Below are 19,482 nucleotides of genomic sequence, written 5' to 3' on the forward strand. Positions count from 1 at the left end.
CAGCTCAATCGACGGAATACGTGTCCTTGTCTCGTATGGATCGCGGATCTACCGTGATTGATACGTGGTGTCGATCACATAAGCCCGATTGATCAGGTTCGTTCACTCGAGACAGGGAAGGAGGACGACATGGAGCTCCGTCACCTCAGGTATTTCGCCGCTGTCGCCGAGACCTGCCACTTCGGTCAGGCAGCCGCGATGCTGCACGTCGCCCAGCCGGCGCTGTCGTATGCGATCCGCCAGCTCGAATCCGAGCTCGATGTCACCCTCTTCGCCCGCACCACACGGCAGGTCGCGCTGACCCCGGCAGGGGAGTACCTGCAGGGCGAGGCCGCACGCATCCTCGACGACGTCGACGCGGCCATGGAAGGCGTACGGCGGATCGCAGCTGGGCGCAGCGGGCTGGTGCGACTGGGACTCACCGGCATCGCCGCCTTCTCACACCTGCCGCGGATCGCACGCGCGGTCAAACAGGCCCTGCCGGATGTGGAACTGCAGATCTCCTCCGACATGCTCACCCCGATGCAATGCGCGGCGCTGCAGTCGGGCGAGATCGACCTCGGTGTGTTGCGCCCACCGGTGGTCGGTGACGGCATCGAACTGCGCACCATCGACGTCGAGTCGGTGGTCCTGGTGGTCTCCGCCGATCACCGCCTCGCCGTCGAACCCGTCATCGCCACCACCGATCTGCGCAACGAGCCGTTCGTGATGTACGACAGCCGTGATTCCGCGGTCAACGACGCGACGCTGCGCGCTTGCCGCCGAGCCGGTTTCGTGCCGCAACGTGCGCATGAGGCGTCGGGCACCCCGGTCCTGCTCGCGCTGGTCGCGGCGGGTCTCGGAGTCGCCGTGCTGCCGGCCTCGGTCCGCGCACTTCCCATGGAGGGCTTGGTGATCCGCGACCTCGCCGACGCCGGCAGCACCGAGGTCGCCCTGGCCTGGAACGCCGGAGAGACCAACCCCGTCGTCGAATCGGTGGCACGGGTCATCAGCAACGCCTTCGACCTGTCCGCCGTGCTTCCCTCGTCCGCCCCGCTGGGAGAACAACTGTGAAAATCATCGAGATCGAGGCGATTCCGTTCGCCATTCCCTACCGCAAACCCTTGCGGTTCGCCTCCGGCGAGGTGTCGGTCGCCGAGCACGTCCTGGTTCGCGTCCACACCGACGACGGGATCGTCGGCGTCGCCGAGGCACCCCCGCGTCCGTTCACCTACGGCGAGACCCAGCGCGGGATCGTCGCCGTCATCGAGACCGTGTTCGCCCCGCAATTGGCCGGGCTTACGCTGCTCGACCGCGAGATGATGGTCGCCCGTCTCAACCGGACCATCGGCAATCCCACCGCGAAAGCCGCTGTGGACATGGCGATCTGGGACGCCCTGGGCAAGACCCTGCAGATGCCGGTGACCGACCTGCTCGGCCGCTACACCGATCGCCTGCGGGTCAGTCACATGCTCGGCTTCGACGAGCCGGCCACCATGGTCGCCGAGGCGGAGAAAATGCGCGAGAACTACGGGATCGCGACCTTCAAAGTCAAGGTCGGGCGCCGACCGATCGGCCTCGACACCGCCGTGGTGCGCGCATTGCGTGAGCGATTCGGCGACGAGATCGAACTCTACGTCGACGGCAACCGCGGCTGGTCGTCGTCGGAGTCGTTGCGCGCCATGAAGGACATGGCCGACCTCGATCTGCTCTTCGCCGAGGAACTGTGCCCCGCCGACGACGTCGTCGGCCGGCGTTGGCTCGTCGAGCACCTCGACGTGCCGTTCATCGCCGACGAGTCGGTGCCCACCGCCGCCGACGTCACCCGCGAGATCCTCGGCGGCTCGGCCACCGCGATCAGCATCAAGACCGCCCGCACCGGCTTCACGTGGTCACGGCGGGTACATCACCTCGCCGAGGGACTCGGCATCGACGTGGTGATGGGCAATCAGATCGACGGTCAGGTCGGCACCGCTTGTACCTTGGCGTTCGGCGCGGCCCACGAACTGACCTCCCGCTACGCCGGTGAACTGTCGAACTTCCTGGACATGAGCGACGACCTGCTCGCCGAACCCCTACAGATCCGGGACGGCTACCTGCACACCAGCCCGAACGCCGGCATCGGCATCGAGATCGACCCCGACAAACTCGCCCGCTACCGAGTCGACCGATAGGAGACGCGCATGCTCTATCACGTCCGGATGGACGTCAACATCCCCCACGATCTCGACCCCGAGGTGCGGGCCGACACCGTGGCGCGTGAAAAGGCGTATTCACAAGAGCTGCAACGCTCGGGCAAGTGGCCGCACATCTGGCGGGTCGTCGGCGAGTACTCCAACTACTCGATCTTCGACGTGGCCGACCACGACGAGTTGCACACGATCTTGTCCGGACTCCCGCTGTTCGCCTACATGGACATCTCGGTGACCCCGCTGGCCACCCACCCTTCCGACATCAACGCGGGTTGATCCCGTAAACCCAACAATCCCCACACCATCGAGCCCCATCAACCCAGCCCGTCAACAAGGAGTACCCATCATGACCGACACCAGCTTCGACACCGAGGTCAACGCCAAGGCCGCCGAATCCGGCGCGAACGCGTCGGCGCGTTTCGCCGAGCGTATGGCCACCGCGGGCGGCCGCGCCGGCGTCATCGACACCGCACGCGTGAATTATCTTGCCAGCAAGGTGATCAAGGGAATCAACGACATCGTCCTCGAGGACAAGGTGTCCTACGAGGAGTACAACGCGCTCAAGGCGTGGCTGATCAAGGTCGGCGCCGACGGCGAGTGGCCGCTGTTCCTCGATGTGTGGCTCGAGCACTCGGTGGAAGAGGTCGCCAACGAGCACCGCGAGGGCAGCAAGGGCACCATCGAGGGCCCCTATTACATTGAGGGATCGCCCGAGTTGCCGTGGAACGGAACCATTCCCATGCGCGACGACGAGCCCGGCGATCCCTTGGTGTTCGCCGGGCAGGTGCGCGCGGTCGACGGCGCCCCGCTCGCCGGTGCGCGCCTGGAGCTGTGGCACGCCGATGATCTCGGTTTCTACTCGCAGTTCGCCCCGGGCCTGCCCGAGTGGAACCTGCGTGGCACCTGGATCGCCAACGAGGACGGGCGTTTCGAGATCCACACGCTGCGTCCGGCGCCGTACATGATCCCCACCGACGGTGCATGCGGCCAGCTCATCGCCGCCGCCGGCTGGCACGCCTGGCGTCCGGCTCACCTGCACTTCAAGGTCAGCGCGCCCGGCCATCAGCTGATCACCTCGCAGCTGTACTTCCCCGGCGACCCGCACAACGGAGACGACATCGCCTCGGCGGTCAAGCCCGAGCTGATGCTCGACGTCAAGGACAACCCGAACGGCGAGGGCTACGTCACCGAATACGATTTCGTCCTCGATCCCGAGGCCTGATCGCAGGCAATAAGACCGATCTCACCAGAAGCGAAGGAGTCCACCGTGCTCGTCGCACCCACCGCCGTTGTCGCGGCCACCTCGTCACCGGACCTCACAGCGGTACGCGCACAAGCGGGTTCGTGGCGTTCGGCCGAGATCGGGATCACCGACCGCGATCTCACCGACGCGGCGCTCGCCGATCTCGTCGACACCGCCGGTGGTGCGGGCGAGGACTCCTTCGCCAGGGCGGTCACCGCGATCATCTCGGCCCGCGCCGGTAGCTTCCCGCGCATCCCGCACATCGACGCGGCGACCGAGATCTTCCGAACCTTCCTGCGCCACGACCTCATCGACGGCTGGCTCTACGTCCGTGAATCCGACGGATATCTGCATCCGTACCTCGTCATGGACCTGACGCTCGAACACGCCGACCGCACCCACGGTCCGCGGATCAAGTTCACCATGGAGGCCGACAACGCCACGGTGAAGCGTCCGTCGCGTAAACCCAAGGTGCTCTACTTCGAGGAGACCGAGGTGATCGGTAAGACCCCTGGTGACGTCCTGGCGGCCGGCGGCGCCTACAAGGAAACCCCGGAACTCAAGGCGGAGTACCGGACTCGTCGTGAGCAGTATCAGCGGATCATCGACGACGGGTTCGGTAAGCAGTACCGCTACACCGGCCGGGTGATCCGCACCGACGACTACCGGGCGCCCAACAAGCGGGAGAACCGCAAGGTGGTCCACGACGTCGCACCGAGCGAGATCGCGGCGCTGCGCATGGTGGCGTCGTCGATCCTGTTCGGTCCCGACGAGTACGGGCCGGTCCCGGTGATCACCGCGGTCCGCGTGTTCGATTTGGGCGCACAGGATTTCCTCGACGTCAACACCGGCGACCTCGTCGACTACGCCTACGATGCGCATCTGCAGGACAAGCTGGTGCTGCCCGACGATCAGCGAGAACTCCTCAACATCCTCACCACCGACATCTCGGTGTTCACCGGCGACATCATCGACGGGAAATCGGCGGGCAACGTGATCCTGGCCAAGGGGCGCCCCGGCGTCGGCAAGACGCTGACCGCCGAGGTGTACGCCGAGGTCACCGCACGTCCGCTGTACTCGATCCACTCCGGATCACTGGGTGTGACGCCGGAATTGGTGCGCAAGAACCTCGAGGTGATCTTCGACCGCGCCAAACGGTGGGATGCGGTGCTGCTGCTCGATGAGGCCGACGTCTTCGTCATGGAACGCGGAATGGACCTGTCGCAGAACGCGATCGTCGCCGAGTTCCTGCGCACCCTCGAGTACTTCGACGGACTGCTGTTCCTCACCACCAACCGGATCGACGGCGTCGACGAGGCGATCCTCGCCCGGTGTGCCGCGGTCATCGAATACCAGCCACCCGGACCCAAGGACGCCCGCCAGGTGTGGCAGATCCTCGCCGCGGGCAACGACGTCATCCTCGGGGAGGAACTACTCGACGACCTCCTCGGCGGCTTCCCCGACATCACCCCGCGCGACATCAAGATGCTGTTGCGACTCGCGTTGCGGATGGCCAGACATCGCGGGGTCGATCTCGATGCCTCGGTGTTCGCCGGCAGCGCGGTGTTCCGCGGGTTGCACTACATTCCGCCGGAGGATCGGCGGTAGCGCATACCTCGGTGCGCCTACGCTGGGTGAGGTGCGGTATGACGTCGAGATCGAGTCGCTGGTCGTGTCACCCCGACACGCCTACTTCGGCCGGCCCAAGGACGGTCCCGCCGACGACGTGGCGACCCACACCCCCGATCACGTCGATGTAGTCGCCGACAAGGGGATTCGCGGCGACCGGTTCTTCGGCGTGCGCGCCCACACCGAGGCCGCGGTGACGTTCCTCGCGATCGAGGCCTGGCAGGCCGCGGCCGGTGACGCCGACCCGGTGCTGGCCCGGCGCAACATCGTCGTGCGCGGTCTCGAACTCGATCCGCTACGCGGCGTCGAATTCGAGGTCGACACCGGCGACGGCCCCATCCGGTTCCGCGGTGGCCGGCCGGCACATCCGTGTTCCTGGATGGACACCATGGCCGGCGACGGCGTGCGCAAGGCCCTCATCGGGCGCGGCGGACTGCGCGCCCAGCCGCTGACCTCGGGGGTCCTGCGGGTTGGGCCGGCGGTGATCACTGCCGACGTCGACCTCGACGCGGCCCGCGCCGCCGATCAGGTCCGGCGCGCGCAGCCGCTCTGAGTCGCGGGCCGGTGATTACCCCGCGAGCGCCCGCAGGAAGAACCCGAGGTTGGCCGGCCTCTCGGCGAGACGCCGGACGAAGTAGCCGTACCATTCCTGGCCGTAGGGGATGTAGACGCGCACCCGCGCCCCCTGGGCGGCGAGACGATGCTGCTCATCGGCGCGAATCCCGTAGAGCATCTGGTGTTCCCAGCTGTCGGGGGCGCGGCCGACCTCGGCGGCAAGGTGGCGGGCCGCTGCGATCATCGTCGGATCGTGGCTGGCGACCATCGGATACCCGTTGCCCTTCATCAGGATTCGCAGACACCGCAGGTAGGCCTCGTCGATCTGGGAGCGGTCGGGATAGGCGAGAGCCGCCGGCTCGGCGTAGGCGCCCTTGCACAACCGGATTCGCGCGCCGGAGGCCGCGAACTCGGTGCAGTCGTCCTCGGTGCGACGCAGATACGCCTGCAGGACGGTGCCGAGTTCGGGGAATTCACCGCGCAACGAGCGGACGATCTGCAACCGTTCGTCGACGGTGGCGTGGTCCTCGGCGTCGACGGTGACCAGCACCCCGGCCCGCCGCGCCGCGGCACAGATCGTGTGTGCATTCTCCTCGGCGATCTTGCGGCCATGTCGGGGCAGTGATTGGCCGAGCGCGGTGAGCTTGAGCGACACCTCGAGCCTGCCGGGCTCGACGTCTTGCGTCGACATTTCTTGCGTCGACATTGCCTGGAGGAGTGCGAGATAGGCGTCGACGGTGGCGCTCGCCTGGCTCTCGTCGGTGGTGTCCTCACCGAGGTGATCGATGGTGACCGAAAGTCCCTCGTCGAGGCCTCCGCGGATCGCGGCGAGTACGTCGTCGAGGGTCTCGCCCGGCACGAACCGGTTCACCACGCGCTCGGTGATCGGCAGCCGCACCGATGCTTCCTTGATCCGTTCGCTGGCAGCGGCTTTCATGATCACCGGCCGCAGAACCGCGTCGAAGACCGTACTCATTCACTGCTCCATGTGGGGGTAGGCGGAAGAGGTGGGCGGCACGAAGGTCTCCTTGATGGTGCGGGTGGAACTCCAGCGCATCAGATTGGCCTTCGACCCGGCCTTGTCGTTGGTGCCCGAGGCTCGGCCGCCACCGAAGGGTTGCTGGCCGACGACGGCACCGGTGGGCTTGTCGTTGATGTAGAAGTTGCCTGCGGCGTTGCGCAGAACATCCGATGCGGTGGCGACCGCGGCGACGTCGGTGGCGATGATCGATCCGGTCAGCGCGTACTTTGCGCTCGAATCGACCATCCGCAGGATGTTCGGATAGTCGGCGTCGGGGTAGACGTGCACGGCGAGAATGGGTCCGAAGTATTCGGTGGAGAACGCCTCGTCGGTCGGGTCGTCGCCGAGAAGAACGGTCGGGCGGACGAAGTAGCCTTCCGAGTCGTCGCAGTGTCCACCGGCGGCCACCGTCATCGTGGGCACGGTCTTGGCGCGATCGATGGCCGCGACGTGCTTGTCGAAGGCGCGCCGATCGATGACGGCACCACCGAAGTTGCCGAGGTCGCGGACGTCGCCGTAGGTCAATTCGTTGGCCTCGGTGAGGAAGTCGTCGCCCATCCGATCCCACACCGAGCGCGGGATGTAGGCGCGGGAGGCGGCCGAGCACTTCTGTCCCTGATACTCGAAGGCGCCGCGGATCAGGGCTGTGCGCAACACATCCGGGTCGGCCGAACGGTGGGCGACGATGAAGTCCTTGCCGCCGGTCTCACCGACGAGACGTGGATAGCTGTGGTAGCGGTCGATATTCGCCCCGACCTCGCGCCACAGATGCTGGAAGGTCGCCGTCGACCCGGTGAAATGGATGCCCGCGAGATGCGGATCGGCAAGGGCGACATCGGAGACGGCGATGCCGTCGCCGTGGACGAGGTTGATGACCCCGTCGGGCATTCCGGCGGCGCGCAGCAGTTCCATGGTCAGGTGTGCGGCGTACGCCTGGGTCGGCGACGGCTTCCACACCACCGTGTTGCCCATCAACATCGGCGCGGTGGGCAGGTTGCCGGCGATGGCGGTGAAGTTGAACGGTGTGATGGCGTAGACGAATCCGTCGAGGGGGCGATGGTCGAGGCGATTCCAGACGCCCGGCGAGGAGAACGGTTGTTCGGCGAGGATCTCGCGGGCGAAGGCCACGTTGAAGCGCCAGAAGTCGATGAGCTCGCAGGGTGCGTCGATCTCGGCCTGCTGCACGGTCTTCGACTGTCCGAGCATGGTGGCCGCGGCGATCCGTTCGCGCCACGGCCCGGAGAGCAGGTCGGCGGCGCGCAGCAGTACCGCGGCACGATCGTCGAAGCTGGTGTGTGCCCAGGCGTCGGCGGCCTCGAGAGCGGCATCGACGGCCGCTCGTGCCTCGTCGTGGCCGGCATTGGTGAAGGTGCCGAGCACCTCGGCGTGGGCGTGCGGTTGCACGACGTCGATGCGGTCACCATCGCCCATCCGGGCACGGCCGCCGATGACGTGGGGGAGGTCCATGGGGTCGGCCTGTGACTGTGCGCGCAGTTCCGCGACGATGCAGGCACGTTCGGGCGTGTCCGGTGCATAGGTGTGAACCGGCTCGTTCGCCGGGCGTGGGGGAAGGGTGATCGCGTCCATACCCGTCAGTCCACCAAGACGCCGACACCTGCGATATGTCCGATCAGCCAATCATCGAGGTTGATGCTTGGCTGATCGGACAAGCAGGTCAGCGGACGACGGCGCGTGACCGGATACATCCGAGGAGGACCAACGCGAGCATCGTGGTGACCAGCAGGATCGTCGTGCAGGCGGCGGCGGAGAAGACGTCGCCGCGGTCGGAGAGCCCGAAGATGGTGACCGGCAGGGTTTTCCACGTCGCCGGATAGACCATCACCGTGGCACCGAGTTCACCCATGGACAGGGCCACCGAGAGTCCTGCGGCGGCGCCGAGCGCGGGGAGGAGCAGCGGCAGGGTGACACGGGTCAGTACCCGCAGCGGTGACGCGCCGAGCGATTCGGCGGCCTGCCGATATGCCGGGTCGAGCCGATCCAGGGCGGCCGAGACCGCACTGAATGCGAAGGCCAGCACCAGCACGGTGTGGGCGACGACGACGATCCACTTGGTGCCGCCGAGCAGCAACGGTCGCGAGTTGAAACCGATCAACAGGCCCAGGCCGATTGCCACCGACGGCACCGCGATCGGCAGATGGAAGACGGCGTCGGTGATCCGGCGCAGCGGTCCCGCGGAATCCCCGATCGCCAGCGCCGCCCACGTGCCGAGTGTCAGGGCGAGGGCACCGGCGATGATCGCGGTCTGCAGGCTCACCGACAACGAGGCGACGTTCTCGCCTGAGAGTGCGTCCCCCATGTGTGTCAGACCCAGATGTGACGGCAGCGGACCGGTCCAGGACCCGGCGAATCCGGCGAGAACGACGGTGGCGATGGGGGCGACGACCACCACCAGCACCACGACGGCGAAGATGGTCCACACGGCAGTGCGGCCGCCACGGCTCCAGAACAGCATGTCTCACAGTCCTTTCCGCTTGCCCGATATCCGGGCGAAGATGAGGCGGTAGATGCCGTAGAGGGCCAATGACAGGGCCACCTGGACGGTGGCGATCACCGCGGCGCCGGCGAGATCGAACGTGACGATGCCACGGGTGTAGATCAGTACCGGCAGCGTGATCACGTCCTTGGCGCCGGTGAACAACACGATGCCGAACTCGTTGAGAGTCAACAGGAGTACCAGGCTGCCGCCGGCCATCAACGCCGGCCACGCCTCGGGCATGATGACCGAGCGCAACACCCGCCACGGGGATGCGCCGAGGCTCGCGGCGACATCGAGTTGATCGGTCGACAGCGTCGCGAACGACGCGAGGAGCGGCCGGACGACGAACGGGGTGAAAAAGGTGATCTCCGCTGCGATCACGCCCCATGGCGTGGCGAGGAAGTTCAGAGGACGGCTGCCGGTGACGTCGGCGATGAGCGCGTTCACCGCACCCGCCGTGCCGTAGAGAAAGGTGAATGCCAGCGTGATCAGAAACGACGGCAAGGCGAGCACGGTGTCGATGAGTCGCGCCACGATCGTGGAGCCGGGGAACGGCACGAAGGCCAGGACGATCGCCAGGAAGGTACCGAGGATCAGCGCGCCGAGTGTCGAGGCGACGGCGACCTGAGCGGTCCGCAGGAGCGCGGTCCGGAAGATCTCGCTGGACAGTACTGCACCCCAGGTGCTTTCACCGGTGCCGCCCGCGGATTCGGTCAGTACCCGCACGAGTGGGTAGACCGCGATGATCAGCACGATCACGAGCGGTGGCCACACCCACAGCGTGCTGCGCGAGCGCAGGGGGCGGTTCGGTTGCGGTGGTGGGGTGGACGTGGCGTCGTCGGTGAGCAGTGCGCCGGTGCTCATCGTGGGGTGCCCTCGGAGGCGACGAGGACGCCGATGGGGTCCGGGAAGCGCACGCCGACAACCGAACCCGGTGCGTAGTCGACGTGACCGACGACGTCGGCGTCGATGAGTTGATCGGGCAGTCCTTCGACGGCCAGGCTGACGCGCGTTGTCGAGCCCCGCCACACCGACCCGTCCACCCGTGCCCACATCGACCCGTGTGCGCCGGCCGGCGCCACCTCGACGTCGTGCGGCCGCACGCAGATCAGCGCCGGGGATCCCGGTGCCCACCGCTGGATGGGTTCGGGGGCGTTGGTGGAGAACATCTTTCCGCCGGCCTCCACCAGCGCGGTGGAGCCGGAGACCCGACCCACGGTGCACGGGATGAGGTTGGCGCCGCCGAGGAATCCGGCAGTGAAATCGGTCGGTGGCCGCGACCACAACTCGTCGGCGGTGCCTAGATCCACCAGGCTCGCGTGCCGCATGACGCCGATTCGGTCGGCCAGGGCGAGCGCCTCGGTCTGATCATGGGTGACGTAGAGCATCGTGGTGTCGGGCAAGCCATCCCGAAGTCGCTGCAACTCGACGACCATCGACGACCGCAATGCGGCGTCGAGGGCGGCGAGCGGCTCGTCGAGCAGCAGGACCTCGGGCCGGATGGCCAGGGCACGGGCGATCGCGACTCGCTGCTGCTGGCCACCGGACAACTCGCGGGGCAGCCGTGAGGCGTACTCGCCCATCGCGACCATCGACAGCGATTCCTCGACACGTTCGGCAATGACCTTGCGCGGCAGGCGTCGTGCCTTCAGTCCGAAGGCGACGTTGTCGGCGACCCGCATGTGCGGGAACAGGGCGTAGGACTGCACGACCACGCCGATTCCGCGTTTGGCGGGCGGCAGATCGGTGATGTCGTCGCCGTTGAGGAAAACCTGACCCGCGCTCGGCCGGACGAAGCCCGCCAGCGCCTTGAGCGCCGTGGACTTGCCGGAACCGCTCGGACCGAGGAGCGCTATGGTCTCGCCACGCCGGGCCCGAAGGGTGAAATCGCGGAGTGCATCGGTCGACTTCTTGCCGCGGCCATAGGTGACCGACACACGATTGAACACGATGCTGTCGGGTGCCTTGACGGCCGTCGTGGTGTCGGTCTCGGTGGCGCGGCCGGCAAGTGCCGAGCGGCGGATCGGTTTGTCGCTCATGTCAGTTCCCGGTGGCCTTCTGGTAGGCGGCGACGTCGGCGTCGAGTGTGCTGAGCACCGCATTCCAATCGGGCCGCCACACGGTGACCCCCTTGATGGCGGCGACGGGGCTGTCGGGGCCGCTCGGCGCGGTCACGTCGGTGCGGACCGGGATACCCAGGGCGTCGGTGGCGACGGTGTTCTGGACGTCCTTGCTGACCAGGTAGGCGAGTAGCTTCTTGGCCTCTTCGGCGTGCGGTGCGCCTTTGGTGACGCCGGCGAAGTAGGGGAGCGAGACGGTGGTGCGGGTCCCGTCGGGCATGGCCGGGAAGAACAGGGAGAACTTCGAGCCGTCGTCGCGGATGGAGGCGAGATTCATCTGCACATCGCCGTTGGCCACCAACAGTTCTCCGTTGCTGACCTTGGGCTGCAGCTTGCCGGTCGAGCTGGACGGGCCGACATTGTTGGTCTGGAGTTTGGCGAGGTAGTCGAGGGCCTGTTGGTTGCCCATCAGGTGCTGCAACAGCAGGAGTACCGCGGTTCCGTCGCCGGCCTGTCCTGGTGTGGAGTACTGGATTTTGCCCTTGTACTGCGATGTGAGCATGTCGTCCCACGTGCGCGGTGCGGGCTGGGCGGAGGGGTTGGCGATGAAGCTCAGTGTGTTGTCGACGATGGCGACGTAGTTGCCGTCGGCGGCATTGTTGCCCTGGGCGATCGCGGCGTCCTGCACGCCGGAAGATTGCAGGAGTTTGTCGGCGTCGGCGCGCTGGATGAATGGCGGCAGCGTGACCAGCAGATCCGCCTGTGGGTTGGACTGTTCCTTCTGGACGCGCGAAACCACTTCGCCGGAACCGGCTTCCACGACATTGACGGCGACGCCGGTCTGCTTCTGATACGCCGCGAACTGGGACTTGTACCAGCTGCCGAGGCCGTCGGCGCTGTACACGGTGAGCGTCGTGGCGCCCGACGACGACTGGGTGCCGGTGCCGCCGCACGCGGCGGTGAGAGTGAGGGCGGCCGCTGCGGTGGCGACCGCAACGGCGCGGGTGAGGTGTCGGACTCGCATGGGTGCTCCTGGTCTGGACAGTTGCGATCGGGGCGTGTGCTCCACCATCTTCACCGTTTGGTCTAGACCAAAGGAGGTCTGCGAGGAAAACGTTCGGTTAACTTTTGGTCTAGACCGAACCCGGTATGCTTGCGGCCATGACTTCACCAGCAGTGATCGTCGCCGAGGTGACCGCTCTGCTCGACTCTCTCCACGGTGTCTACGACGAGCTCGCCGTCGACGAGTTCGAGCACGCGACGCAAGCAGCGTGGCAGGCGCGGGTGAACGGCGCCGACGACGAGCTCGTGCTCGCCGCTGCGCTCCACGACATCGGACACAGTCCGCTGATCGACGACCATGCTCATCACGATCGCGCCGCCTGTGCTTGGCTGGCACCACGATTCGGCGATCGGGTGGCGTGGCTGGCAGGCGCGCATGTGGCGGCCAAGCGGCATCTCGCCGCGACCGAACCGGGATATGCGGAGTCGCTCAGTGATATCTCGGTCGAGTCCCTGGAGCACCAGGGCGGCGCAGACGACGTCGGCATCGAGTGGACGGGCCACCGCTGGTGGTCGGATGCGCTGCGGCTCCGCCGATTCGACGACGCGGCAAAAGTTCCTGGAGCGCAGGCGATCAGCGTCGACGAATTGTGTCGAATCGCCGGATCGGTCGCCGAACGAACAGTGGCGACGCAGGAGGCGCTCGGTGCGCGAAACTCCTAAGTACTACCAAGTGCGCACCGGCCTGGAGGAGAAGCTCGCCGGGCTCGAAGAGGGTGACCCGGTGCCGGCCGAGCGCGCGCTGGCCGAGGAGTTCGCCGTTGCCCGCGAGACCGTTCGGCAAGCCCTGCACGATCTGCTCGTCGAGGGACGGATCGCGCGGCGCGGCCGCGGCACCGTCGTATCGGCGCCGAAGCTGGTGCAGCCGTTGTCATTGCAGTCCTACACCGAGGGCGCGAAGAAGCACGGGCGGACACCGAGTCGTGAACTCGTGCAGTTCATCGAGGTCGATGCCGACGACGCCCTGTGCGACGACCTCGAGTTGGCACACGGCTCGCGAGTGCTGCACCTCGAACGTGTATTGCTCGCGGACGGAGCGAAACTCGGCCTCGAGATCACCTATCTGCCCGTCGATCGCTTCAGTGACTTCTTGACCACCTTCGACCCCGCCACCTCTCTCTACGCGGCAGTGCGTGCGACAGGCGTCGAGTTCGCATCCGCCCACGAGCGGATCGAGACGGCGCTCGCTTCTCCGCGCGAGGCGGCGCTCCTCGAAACGACGACATCCATGCCGATGATCCTGTTGCACAGGCGATCTCTCGACCCCGACGGCCGCCCGATCGAAAAGGTCCGTTCCCTCTACCGCGGCGACCGCATCGCCTTCGAAGCCGTCCTACGGGAGTAGCACGCCGCGCTTTCCTCCGGTGGTGCGGACAATGCTCGGCGAGACCCTGGTGAGATGACAAGTATCGCAACCACATCGGCGCCCAATCGACGCGCTCGAAAATAGTTGTCCACAGATTTCTGGAGCCGCGCGTTCGTCGGACCGTTCTTGTCGGTACCCCTTCGTGCACTTGTTCTCATCAGGTCCGATCGCGGGAGGGGAGGTACTGGTGTCGACGACTTTGACGTTCACCGATCCGGATGCCGACGCTGCCGCGATCGCAGCCATGTCGCGCGATGAGCTCACCGAGACCGGCCCTGAGTTGTTGCGTCAATCGCGTAAGTACGAGGCCCGGACGGTCCTGGCTGCTGCCGCGTTGGCGGAGCGGGTGTTTGGTGAGCATCTGGCGGGGCGGCCTGAGACCGGTGTGTGGGGGTCGGTGATCGAGCATGCCGAGAGACTCGGCCGGGCCGAGGTGTCGTTGCAGTTCAAGGTTTCCCGTAGCAAGGCCGGGAGTTGGGTGGCACTGGCGGACCTCTTGGAGAAGTTCCCGCTCATCCGTACCGCCTACCTGAACGGGGAACTCTCGACGAATCGGGCCTCGATCATGGCGCGCGCCGCCCAACGCGGCCAGAACATCGACACCACCGACAGCGACAGCGACAGCAACGGCGGTGACGAGTCCGGGGACAACGCGGAGATGACGTTCGAAGAGATCGTCCTGGACTACGGGTCCCGCGCCACCACCGATCCGGTGCTGTCCCAACAGCTTGATGCCGCACTGATCTCGATGAACCCCGACAGCGTGATCGAGGACCGCGACACCATCACCGACCTGGTGGGACACGTCACCATCACCCCCGATGTCGCCGGACACTCCGCTCTGGGTGCGGTCGTCCCCGCGCATTACGGGGTGTTCCTCACCGCCCAGATCAACGCCCTGGTCGGTGAACGGACCTGCCGCAAAGACCCGCGCCGCGTGGGATCGCTGCGGGTGATCGCCCTCGGAGAGATCATCGGCGTGCCCGGAGCGCACCTCGACTGCGCATGCGGACAAGATGATTGCCCGAAACGAGGTGGCGGCACCGACAGCAACGGGTCGGCCGAAACACCCGCCGACCCCGACTACGCCACCACCCTCGCCGACGTCGTGAAGCCGATCCACTACCCCGAATCCGCCCGCGCGGCTGGACCGTTGATCCCGCAGATCTCCGACCGGCCCCAAGCCCCGCCCGCCGATCCGACCGGACACGGCGGGTTTACCGTGCCACCACCTGGGGCATTGACCTATGCACCCAGCGCCGCCTTGCGCGCTGAGGTGCTGGCCAACGATGCGTGGTGCCGATACCCCTACTGTGGGATGCCGTCACACCTGTGCGACCTCGATCATTGGCGGCCCTTCAACCACACCGACCCCGAGGTCGGCGGGTGGACGGTGCTCGGCGACCTCATCCCACTGTGTCGGGCCGATCACCAACGCAAGCATCTCGCCGAGTGGGTGCCGACGCTCTTTCTGGATCGGCGGGTGGAGTGGCGAAGCAGGTGGACGGGGCAGGTGATTGTCACCTACCCGCGGTGACGGGGTTTTGCTGTGGGGTGGAACCAGCTGTGGCTCACCGGGTCTCGAGGCTCCTCGCTAGCGCTCGTCGCACCTCGACCACCAGGAAAAGGCTCGGCGCACGCGCCTCACACCTCGACCACCAGGAAAAGGCTCGGCGCACGCGCCTCACACCTCGACCACCAGGAAAAGGCTCGGCGCACGCGCCTCGCACCTCGACCATCGGGGGAAAGTCCTCGACCAGCGCGGGTGAGGGCCTGGACCAGCGCGGGTGAGCGCCTGCACCATCGGAGGCAGGCGTCCGACCACTACCGGGCGCGAAGTGACAGCGCCACCACCAGTCGGGTGGCGGGGTCGTCGAGGTCCATGTCGGTGAGGTCGCGAATGCGACGGATGCGGTAGCGCAACGTATTCGGGTGGATGTGGAGTGCCTCGGATGCTGCGCGGACGTCGCCGAAATGATCGAGATAGGCGCGCAGTGACGCGGTGAGATCGCCGCCGGAATCGGTGTCGCGGTCGGCGAGTTCGACGACGCGTCTGTCGATCAGGTCGGGGTTGGCCGAGAGCAGCGCGACGATCTCGCCGAGCAGCACCCCGGTCTGGGACGCCGACACCGTCGTCACCGGGTCGATGAGGTCGGACTCTCGTTGTGCCGCATCGAGAACCCGATCGGCAAGTCGGCGTAGTTCGGGGACTTCGGACAGTCCTGCTGCCGGTCCGGCGACGACGGCGCGCACCGATGTCTGAAATTGCCGGTCGGCGGCCTCGACCGCCGAATGGGCCCACGCCAGGACCGAGTCGACGCCGGGCCCGTTTGCCTCCGGCCCGTCGCCCGGCAGCACCACGTAGGCACGTGCCCCGAGGGTGGTGGTCACCGACAGCGGACGCAAGGCGCTGGCGTGCAACGTCAATGCCGACACGACACCCGCCGGAATGCCCGAACCCGCGACCTCGTCGACGCTCGGCCCGCGGCCGGCGAAGCCGACAACGATCACCGGTGCGTCGGACGCGATGCCGAGTTGCGCCCCCAGATATCCCGCGTCGATGCTCTCGCCATGTGCGCCGAGGAGCCGCCGAACGATCTCGTCGTGACCGGTCCCCGCCGCCCGGCGTTGCGAAATCACCCGTGCCGCAACGGCAGCGGCCCCTCGAAGGATGGTCTCGGCGTCGGTGGCGAACTCCGAGTCGCCCTGCTGTAGCCAGACGACTCCCAGGAAGTCCGGACCGGAGCGGATCGGTGCCGCCATCCGCGGCCGTAGACCCAGGTCGGTGCGCGCGGCCACCCGCACGACCCCGTGCGAGGTACGCAGGGCGTCCATCACACCCCACTGGCGCAGCCACGCCAACATCTCCGGTGGCCCCTCGCGACCGAGAATCGACAATCGCCGTAGCTCGTCGGCCTCGTCACCGGCGCGACTGTAGGCCAACACGTGTGAACGTTGATCCTCGATGCTGACCAGGCCGTGAGTACGTCGGGCCACTTCGGCGGCGAGTTCGAACAGGTCGCCGCTGGTGCCCGACGCCCACGCCCCGGACGCCAATGCATCGGGGTCTCCGACACCTGCTGCGGTGTCGAGGACGCGAATCAACAACTGGTAGATCCGCTCCCACCGTGCGTGCGGGTCGACGTCGATGACCGCGATCCCCGCTGCGGCGAGCGCCTCGGTCACCCCCGAACCCGGGGATTTGAGCATCACCGCAATCGGCGGTGCGGCAGTGATCGTCGGAAGCCAGTGCACCACATCGGCTTCCGATACACCGACCATCAGGAACACGTCGGCGCCGCGCGCGGCCGCACCCAACGGCAGACGCAGGTCGTCGGGGTCGAGCAAAGCCACCGATCCGACGGTGACGTCGAGACCCCGTGGTGCCTCCACCAGCGTCACGAGCGTCGCGTCGAGGGCGAGCACCAGCCGCCCCAGCCCGATCCGCGCCTCGTCCATAGCTCGAATCTACGGCCCGGCCGATGAATACACACGTGCCCGCCGAGAACGAATCCCGGCGGGCACATGCGGGGCTGCAGAGTGGATCGGTACGAGGTGGATCGGTACTAGGCGATCACAGGATCGTGAGCATCTCGTTGTAGGTGGGCAGCGGCCACAGATCGTCGGCGACGATGGTCTCGAGCTTGTCCGACGCGGTCCGGACCTCGGCCATCGGCGGGATCAGCGAGGTGAGCGCGTATTCCGACTCTGCTTCGACGGTGTCGCCGTGGAATCCGGCGATGGCCTCCTCGAGGGCGTCCATCTTCTTGTTGAGCGCCTTGACCGAGGTGGTCATCGTCAACAACGCCGGGGTTTCCATGTCGATGCCCGCGGCCTTCAGACTCGCCGCGGTGGACGCCAACTCGCCCATGTAGCGGGTCGCGGCCGGCAGGATCATCGTCTTGGCGATCTCCAGTGTTTCCTTCGCCTCGACCAGCAGCGCAAGCGCGTACTGCTCGAGCACGACCTCCTTGCGGGCCTTGAGTTCCCGCTCGGACAGGATGCCGTACTTGGACATCAACTCCTTGATCTCCGGCTCGTCGAGCTGTGCCATCGCGTCGACGGTGGTCCGCAGGTTCAGCAGACCGCGAGCGGCTGCCTCCTCCTGCCAGGCATCGGAGTAGCCGTCACCGTTGAACACGACCTTGCCGTGATCGGTGACGATCGCCTCGAGCAACTTCTGCACTGCCGCATCGAACTTCGTACCCGCTGCGGTCTCCGTCTCCAGGAAGGTGCACACGTAGTCCAGCGAGTCGGCGAGCATCGCGTTGATGGCGACCATCGGGTCGGCGATCGACTGGTTGGAGCCGGGCGCACGGAACTCGAAACGGTTGCCGGTGAAGGCGAACGGGCTGGTGCGGTTGCGATCGCCCGCGTCGGCCTTGAGCGGGGGCAGAGTGTCGACGCCGAGTTCGAGGACGCCGGTCTGCTTGCTCTCCTTGGCGCCGCCCTTGGCGATCTGGTCGAAGACGTCGGCGAGCTGCTCGCCGAGGAAGATCGAGATGATCGCGGGCGGTGCCTCGTTGGCGCCGAGGCGGTGGTCGTTGGACGCCGAGGCGACCGACGAACGCAGTAGGCCACCGTATTTGTGCACACCGCGGATGATGGCGGCGCAGAACACCAGGAACTGCTCGTTCTCGTGCGGGGTGTCGCCCGGATTGAGCAGGTTGCCCTGATTGCTGTTACCCAGCGAGAAGTTGACGTGCTTGCCCGAACCGTTGACGCCGGCGAAGGGCTTCTCGTGGATCAGACAGACCATGCCGTAACGTTCGGCGACCTTCTTCATCGTCGTCATCATCAGCTGCTGATGATCATGGGCGAGATTGGACTTCTCGAAGACCGGCGCCAATTCGAACTGGCCGGGCGCGACCTCGTTGTGCCGCGTCTTGGCCGGGATGCCCTGCTTGAACAACTCGCGGTCGAGCTCGATCATGAACGCCAGCACACGATCCGGGATGGATCCGAAGTAGTGGTCGTCGAACTCCTGGCCCTTGGACGGCTTGGCGCCGAACAGGGTGCGGTTGGCGGTCATCAGGTCGGGTCGGGCGAAATAGAAGTGACGGTCGATCAGGAAGTACTCCTGCTCGGCTCCGGCATAGGAGACGACGGTGTCGACGTCTTTGTGTCCGAACAACTTCAACAGCCGCATGGCCTGCTTGCTCATGGCCTGCTGGCTGCGCAGCAGCGGGGTCTTCTTGTCGAGGGCCTCACCGGTCCACGAGATGAAGATCGTGGGAATGCACAGCGTGTTGCCGTTGGGGTTCTCGAGAATGTAAGCGGGGCTGGTGACATCCCACCCGGTGTAGCCGCGGGCCTCGAAGGTGCCGCGCAGACCGCCATTGGGGAACGACGACGCATCCGGCTCGCCCTGCAGCAGCGTCTTGCCCTGGAATTCGGCGAGCGAACCGTCGGAACCGTCGGGCTCGAGGAACGAGTCGTGCTTCTCGGCGGTGAACCCGGTGAGCGGGTAGAAGACGTGGGCGTAGTGCGAGGCGCCCTTCTCGATCGCCCAGTCCTTCATCGCCGAGGCGACGTAGTCGGCGAGAGTCGGGTCCAGCGGCGCGCCCTTGTCGATGGTGGCCGAGACGGCCTTGAACACGTGCTTGGGGAGACGCGATTTCATCACCGACAGGGTGAAGACGTTGCGGCCGAAGGTGTCGGCCAACGGCTCGGGGAAGCCATCGGTCTCCATCTCGTAGGTGGTCACGGCCTCGATGGCCTGACGGCGCGACATGCTGCCACTCATGGGGTACTCCTGGGTTCGTGCCCCGGATCGTCGACTGGGTGTCGTGGTCGGGCCGGGGCGTTGTACGAGCGATACGAAGCTATGAGTGACAGGTACCCGCATCGTTGCGCCAATGTGACGTACGTGAAAACT

At 66.6% G+C, this 19,482-nt stretch carries 17 protein-coding genes; 9 read left to right on the forward strand and 8 right to left on the reverse strand.

The genetic code is table 11. The annotated features are described in order from the left end of the window. Window positions 1-129 precede the first annotated feature (129 nt). The 6 genes from QNM97_RS03430 (at window position 130) to QNM97_RS03455 (ending at window position 5,596) form a co-directional block, all read left to right on the forward strand. On the forward strand, window positions 130-1,053 hold the full coding sequence (locus tag QNM97_RS03430) for a LysR substrate-binding domain-containing protein (RefSeq protein ID WP_208792388.1): 924 nt from the start codon (window positions 130-132) through the stop codon (window positions 1,051-1,053). Continuing rightward, window positions 1,050-2,153 (forward strand): mandelate racemase/muconate lactonizing enzyme family protein, encoded by a 1,104-nt coding sequence (locus tag QNM97_RS03435; RefSeq protein WP_283821594.1) that lies wholly within the window; start codon window positions 1,050-1,052, stop codon window positions 2,151-2,153. The genes QNM97_RS03430 and QNM97_RS03435 overlap by 4 nt, the downstream gene beginning before the upstream one ends. Before the next feature lie 9 nt (window positions 2,154-2,162). After that, on the forward strand, window positions 2,163-2,447 hold the full coding sequence (catC, locus tag QNM97_RS03440; RefSeq protein WP_283821595.1) for a muconolactone Delta-isomerase: 285 nt from the start codon (window positions 2,163-2,165) through the stop codon (window positions 2,445-2,447). Between the two features lie 70 nt (window positions 2,448-2,517). Then, on the forward strand, window positions 2,518-3,393 hold the full coding sequence (catA, locus tag QNM97_RS03445) for a catechol 1,2-dioxygenase (protein WP_208792385.1): 876 nt from the start codon (window positions 2,518-2,520) through the stop codon (window positions 3,391-3,393). A 45-nt stretch (window positions 3,394-3,438) separates the two neighbouring features. Further along, a complete protein-coding gene (locus tag QNM97_RS03450; protein WP_283821596.1) occupies window positions 3,439-5,022 on the forward strand; it encodes an AAA family ATPase in 1,584 nt (527 codons plus the stop codon). A 31-nt stretch (window positions 5,023-5,053) separates the two neighbouring features. Further along, window positions 5,054-5,596 (forward strand): molybdenum cofactor biosysynthesis protein, encoded by a 543-nt coding sequence (locus QNM97_RS03455; RefSeq protein ID WP_283821597.1) that lies wholly within the window; start codon window positions 5,054-5,056, stop codon window positions 5,594-5,596. Between the two features lie 15 nt (window positions 5,597-5,611). Here the strand turns inward: QNM97_RS03455 and QNM97_RS03460 are convergent, their stop codons facing one another. From QNM97_RS03460 to QNM97_RS03485, 6 genes are all read right to left on the reverse strand, one after another. Beyond that, on the reverse strand, window positions 5,612-6,574 hold the full coding sequence (locus QNM97_RS03460) for a proline dehydrogenase family protein (protein ID WP_283821598.1): 963 nt from the start codon (window positions 6,572-6,574) through the stop codon (window positions 5,612-5,614). Further along, a complete protein-coding gene (gene pruA, locus QNM97_RS03465; protein ID WP_283821599.1) occupies window positions 6,575-8,206 on the reverse strand; it encodes an L-glutamate gamma-semialdehyde dehydrogenase in 1,632 nt (543 codons plus the stop codon). Between the two features lie 88 nt (window positions 8,207-8,294). Next, entirely contained in the window at window positions 8,295-9,092 is a 798-nt protein-coding gene (locus tag QNM97_RS03470; RefSeq protein ID WP_283821600.1) for an ABC transporter permease, read from the reverse strand. Between the two features lie 3 nt (window positions 9,093-9,095). Then, the gene (locus QNM97_RS03475; RefSeq protein ID WP_208792379.1) at window positions 9,096-9,980 is read right to left on the reverse strand and encodes a 2-aminoethylphosphonate ABC transporter permease subunit; all 885 of its coding nucleotides are present in this window, start codon (window positions 9,978-9,980) and stop codon (window positions 9,096-9,098) included. Next, window positions 9,977-11,155: an ABC transporter ATP-binding protein gene (locus QNM97_RS03480; RefSeq protein WP_283821601.1), complete on the reverse strand. Its 1,179-nt coding sequence runs from the start codon at window positions 11,153-11,155 to the stop codon at window positions 9,977-9,979. Before QNM97_RS03480 ends, QNM97_RS03475 begins: the two co-directional genes overlap by 4 nt. Before the next feature lies 1 nt (window position 11,156). Then, window positions 11,157-12,200, reverse strand: coding sequence for a 2-aminoethylphosphonate ABC transporter substrate-binding protein (locus QNM97_RS03485; protein WP_283821602.1), 1,044 nt, complete (start codon window positions 12,198-12,200; stop codon window positions 11,157-11,159). Window positions 12,201-12,325: 125 nt separating this feature from the next. On the opposite strand from QNM97_RS03485, the gene QNM97_RS03490 reads away from it, so the two are divergent. The 3 genes from QNM97_RS03490 to QNM97_RS03500 all read left to right on the forward strand — a co-directional run bounded on the left by QNM97_RS03490 (window position 12,326) and on the right by QNM97_RS03500 (window position 15,141). Continuing rightward, entirely contained in the window at window positions 12,326-12,901 is a 576-nt protein-coding gene (locus tag QNM97_RS03490) for an HD domain-containing protein (RefSeq protein WP_283821603.1), read from the forward strand. Beyond that, a complete protein-coding gene (locus QNM97_RS03495; protein WP_283821604.1) occupies window positions 12,885-13,583 on the forward strand; it encodes a GntR family transcriptional regulator in 699 nt (232 codons plus the stop codon). The genes QNM97_RS03490 and QNM97_RS03495 overlap by 17 nt, the downstream gene beginning before the upstream one ends. Window positions 13,584-13,791: 208 nt before the next feature. Further along, window positions 13,792-15,141, forward strand: a complete 1,350-nt coding sequence (locus tag QNM97_RS03500) for an HNH endonuclease signature motif containing protein (protein ID WP_283821605.1) — start codon at window positions 13,792-13,794, stop codon at window positions 15,139-15,141. 287 nt (window positions 15,142-15,428) lie between these two features. Here the strand turns inward: QNM97_RS03500 and QNM97_RS03505 are convergent, their stop codons facing one another. Together QNM97_RS03505 and QNM97_RS03510 are read right to left on the reverse strand one after the other, a co-directional pair. Next, window positions 15,429-17,063: a PucR family transcriptional regulator gene (locus tag QNM97_RS03505; protein WP_283821606.1), complete on the reverse strand. Its 1,635-nt coding sequence runs from the start codon at window positions 17,061-17,063 to the stop codon at window positions 15,429-15,431. A 115-nt stretch (window positions 17,064-17,178) separates the two neighbouring features. Then, window positions 17,179-19,350 carry a glutamine synthetase III family protein gene (locus QNM97_RS03510; RefSeq protein WP_283821607.1) on the reverse strand — a complete coding sequence of 724 codons (2,172 nt, stop codon included), beginning with the start codon at window positions 19,348-19,350 and terminating at the stop codon, window positions 17,179-17,181. Window positions 19,351-19,482 lie beyond the last annotated feature (132 nt).

The organism is Gordonia sp. L191, from assembly GCF_030077625.1.
Classification (GTDB): domain Bacteria; phylum Actinomycetota; class Actinomycetes; order Mycobacteriales; family Mycobacteriaceae; genus Gordonia; species Gordonia polyisoprenivorans_A.

Coding starts and splice junctions, on each gene's coding strand:
- QNM97_RS03480 (WP_283821601.1), bottom strand. CDS start 11,155: ATGAGCGACAAACCGATCCGCCGCTCGGCACTTGCCGGCCGCGCCACC.
- QNM97_RS03470 (WP_283821600.1), bottom strand. CDS start 9,092: ATGCTGTTCTGGAGCCGTGGCGGCCGCACTGCCGTGTGGACCATCTTC.
- QNM97_RS03485 (WP_283821602.1), bottom strand. CDS start 12,200: ATGCGAGTCCGACACCTCACCCGCGCCGTTGCGGTCGCCACCGCAGCG.
- pruA (WP_283821599.1), bottom strand. CDS start 8,206: ATGGACGCGATCACCCTTCCCCCACGCCCGGCGAACGAGCCGGTTCAC.
- QNM97_RS03505 (WP_283821606.1), bottom strand. CDS start 17,063: ATGGACGAGGCGCGGATCGGGCTGGGGCGGCTGGTGCTCGCCCTCGAC.
- catC (WP_283821595.1), top strand. CDS start 2,163: ATGCTCTATCACGTCCGGATGGACGTCAACATCCCCCACGATCTCGAC.
- QNM97_RS03475 (WP_208792379.1), bottom strand. CDS start 9,980: ATGAGCACCGGCGCACTGCTCACCGACGACGCCACGTCCACCCCACCA.
- QNM97_RS03510 (WP_283821607.1), bottom strand. CDS start 19,350: ATGAGTGGCAGCATGTCGCGCCGTCAGGCCATCGAGGCCGTGACCACC.
- QNM97_RS03460 (WP_283821598.1), bottom strand. CDS start 6,574: ATGAGTACGGTCTTCGACGCGGTTCTGCGGCCGGTGATCATGAAAGCC.
- QNM97_RS03430 (WP_208792388.1), top strand. CDS start 130: ATGGAGCTCCGTCACCTCAGGTATTTCGCCGCTGTCGCCGAGACCTGC.
- QNM97_RS03490 (WP_283821603.1), top strand. CDS start 12,326: ATGCTTGCGGCCATGACTTCACCAGCAGTGATCGTCGCCGAGGTGACC.
- catA (WP_208792385.1), top strand. CDS start 2,518: ATGACCGACACCAGCTTCGACACCGAGGTCAACGCCAAGGCCGCCGAA.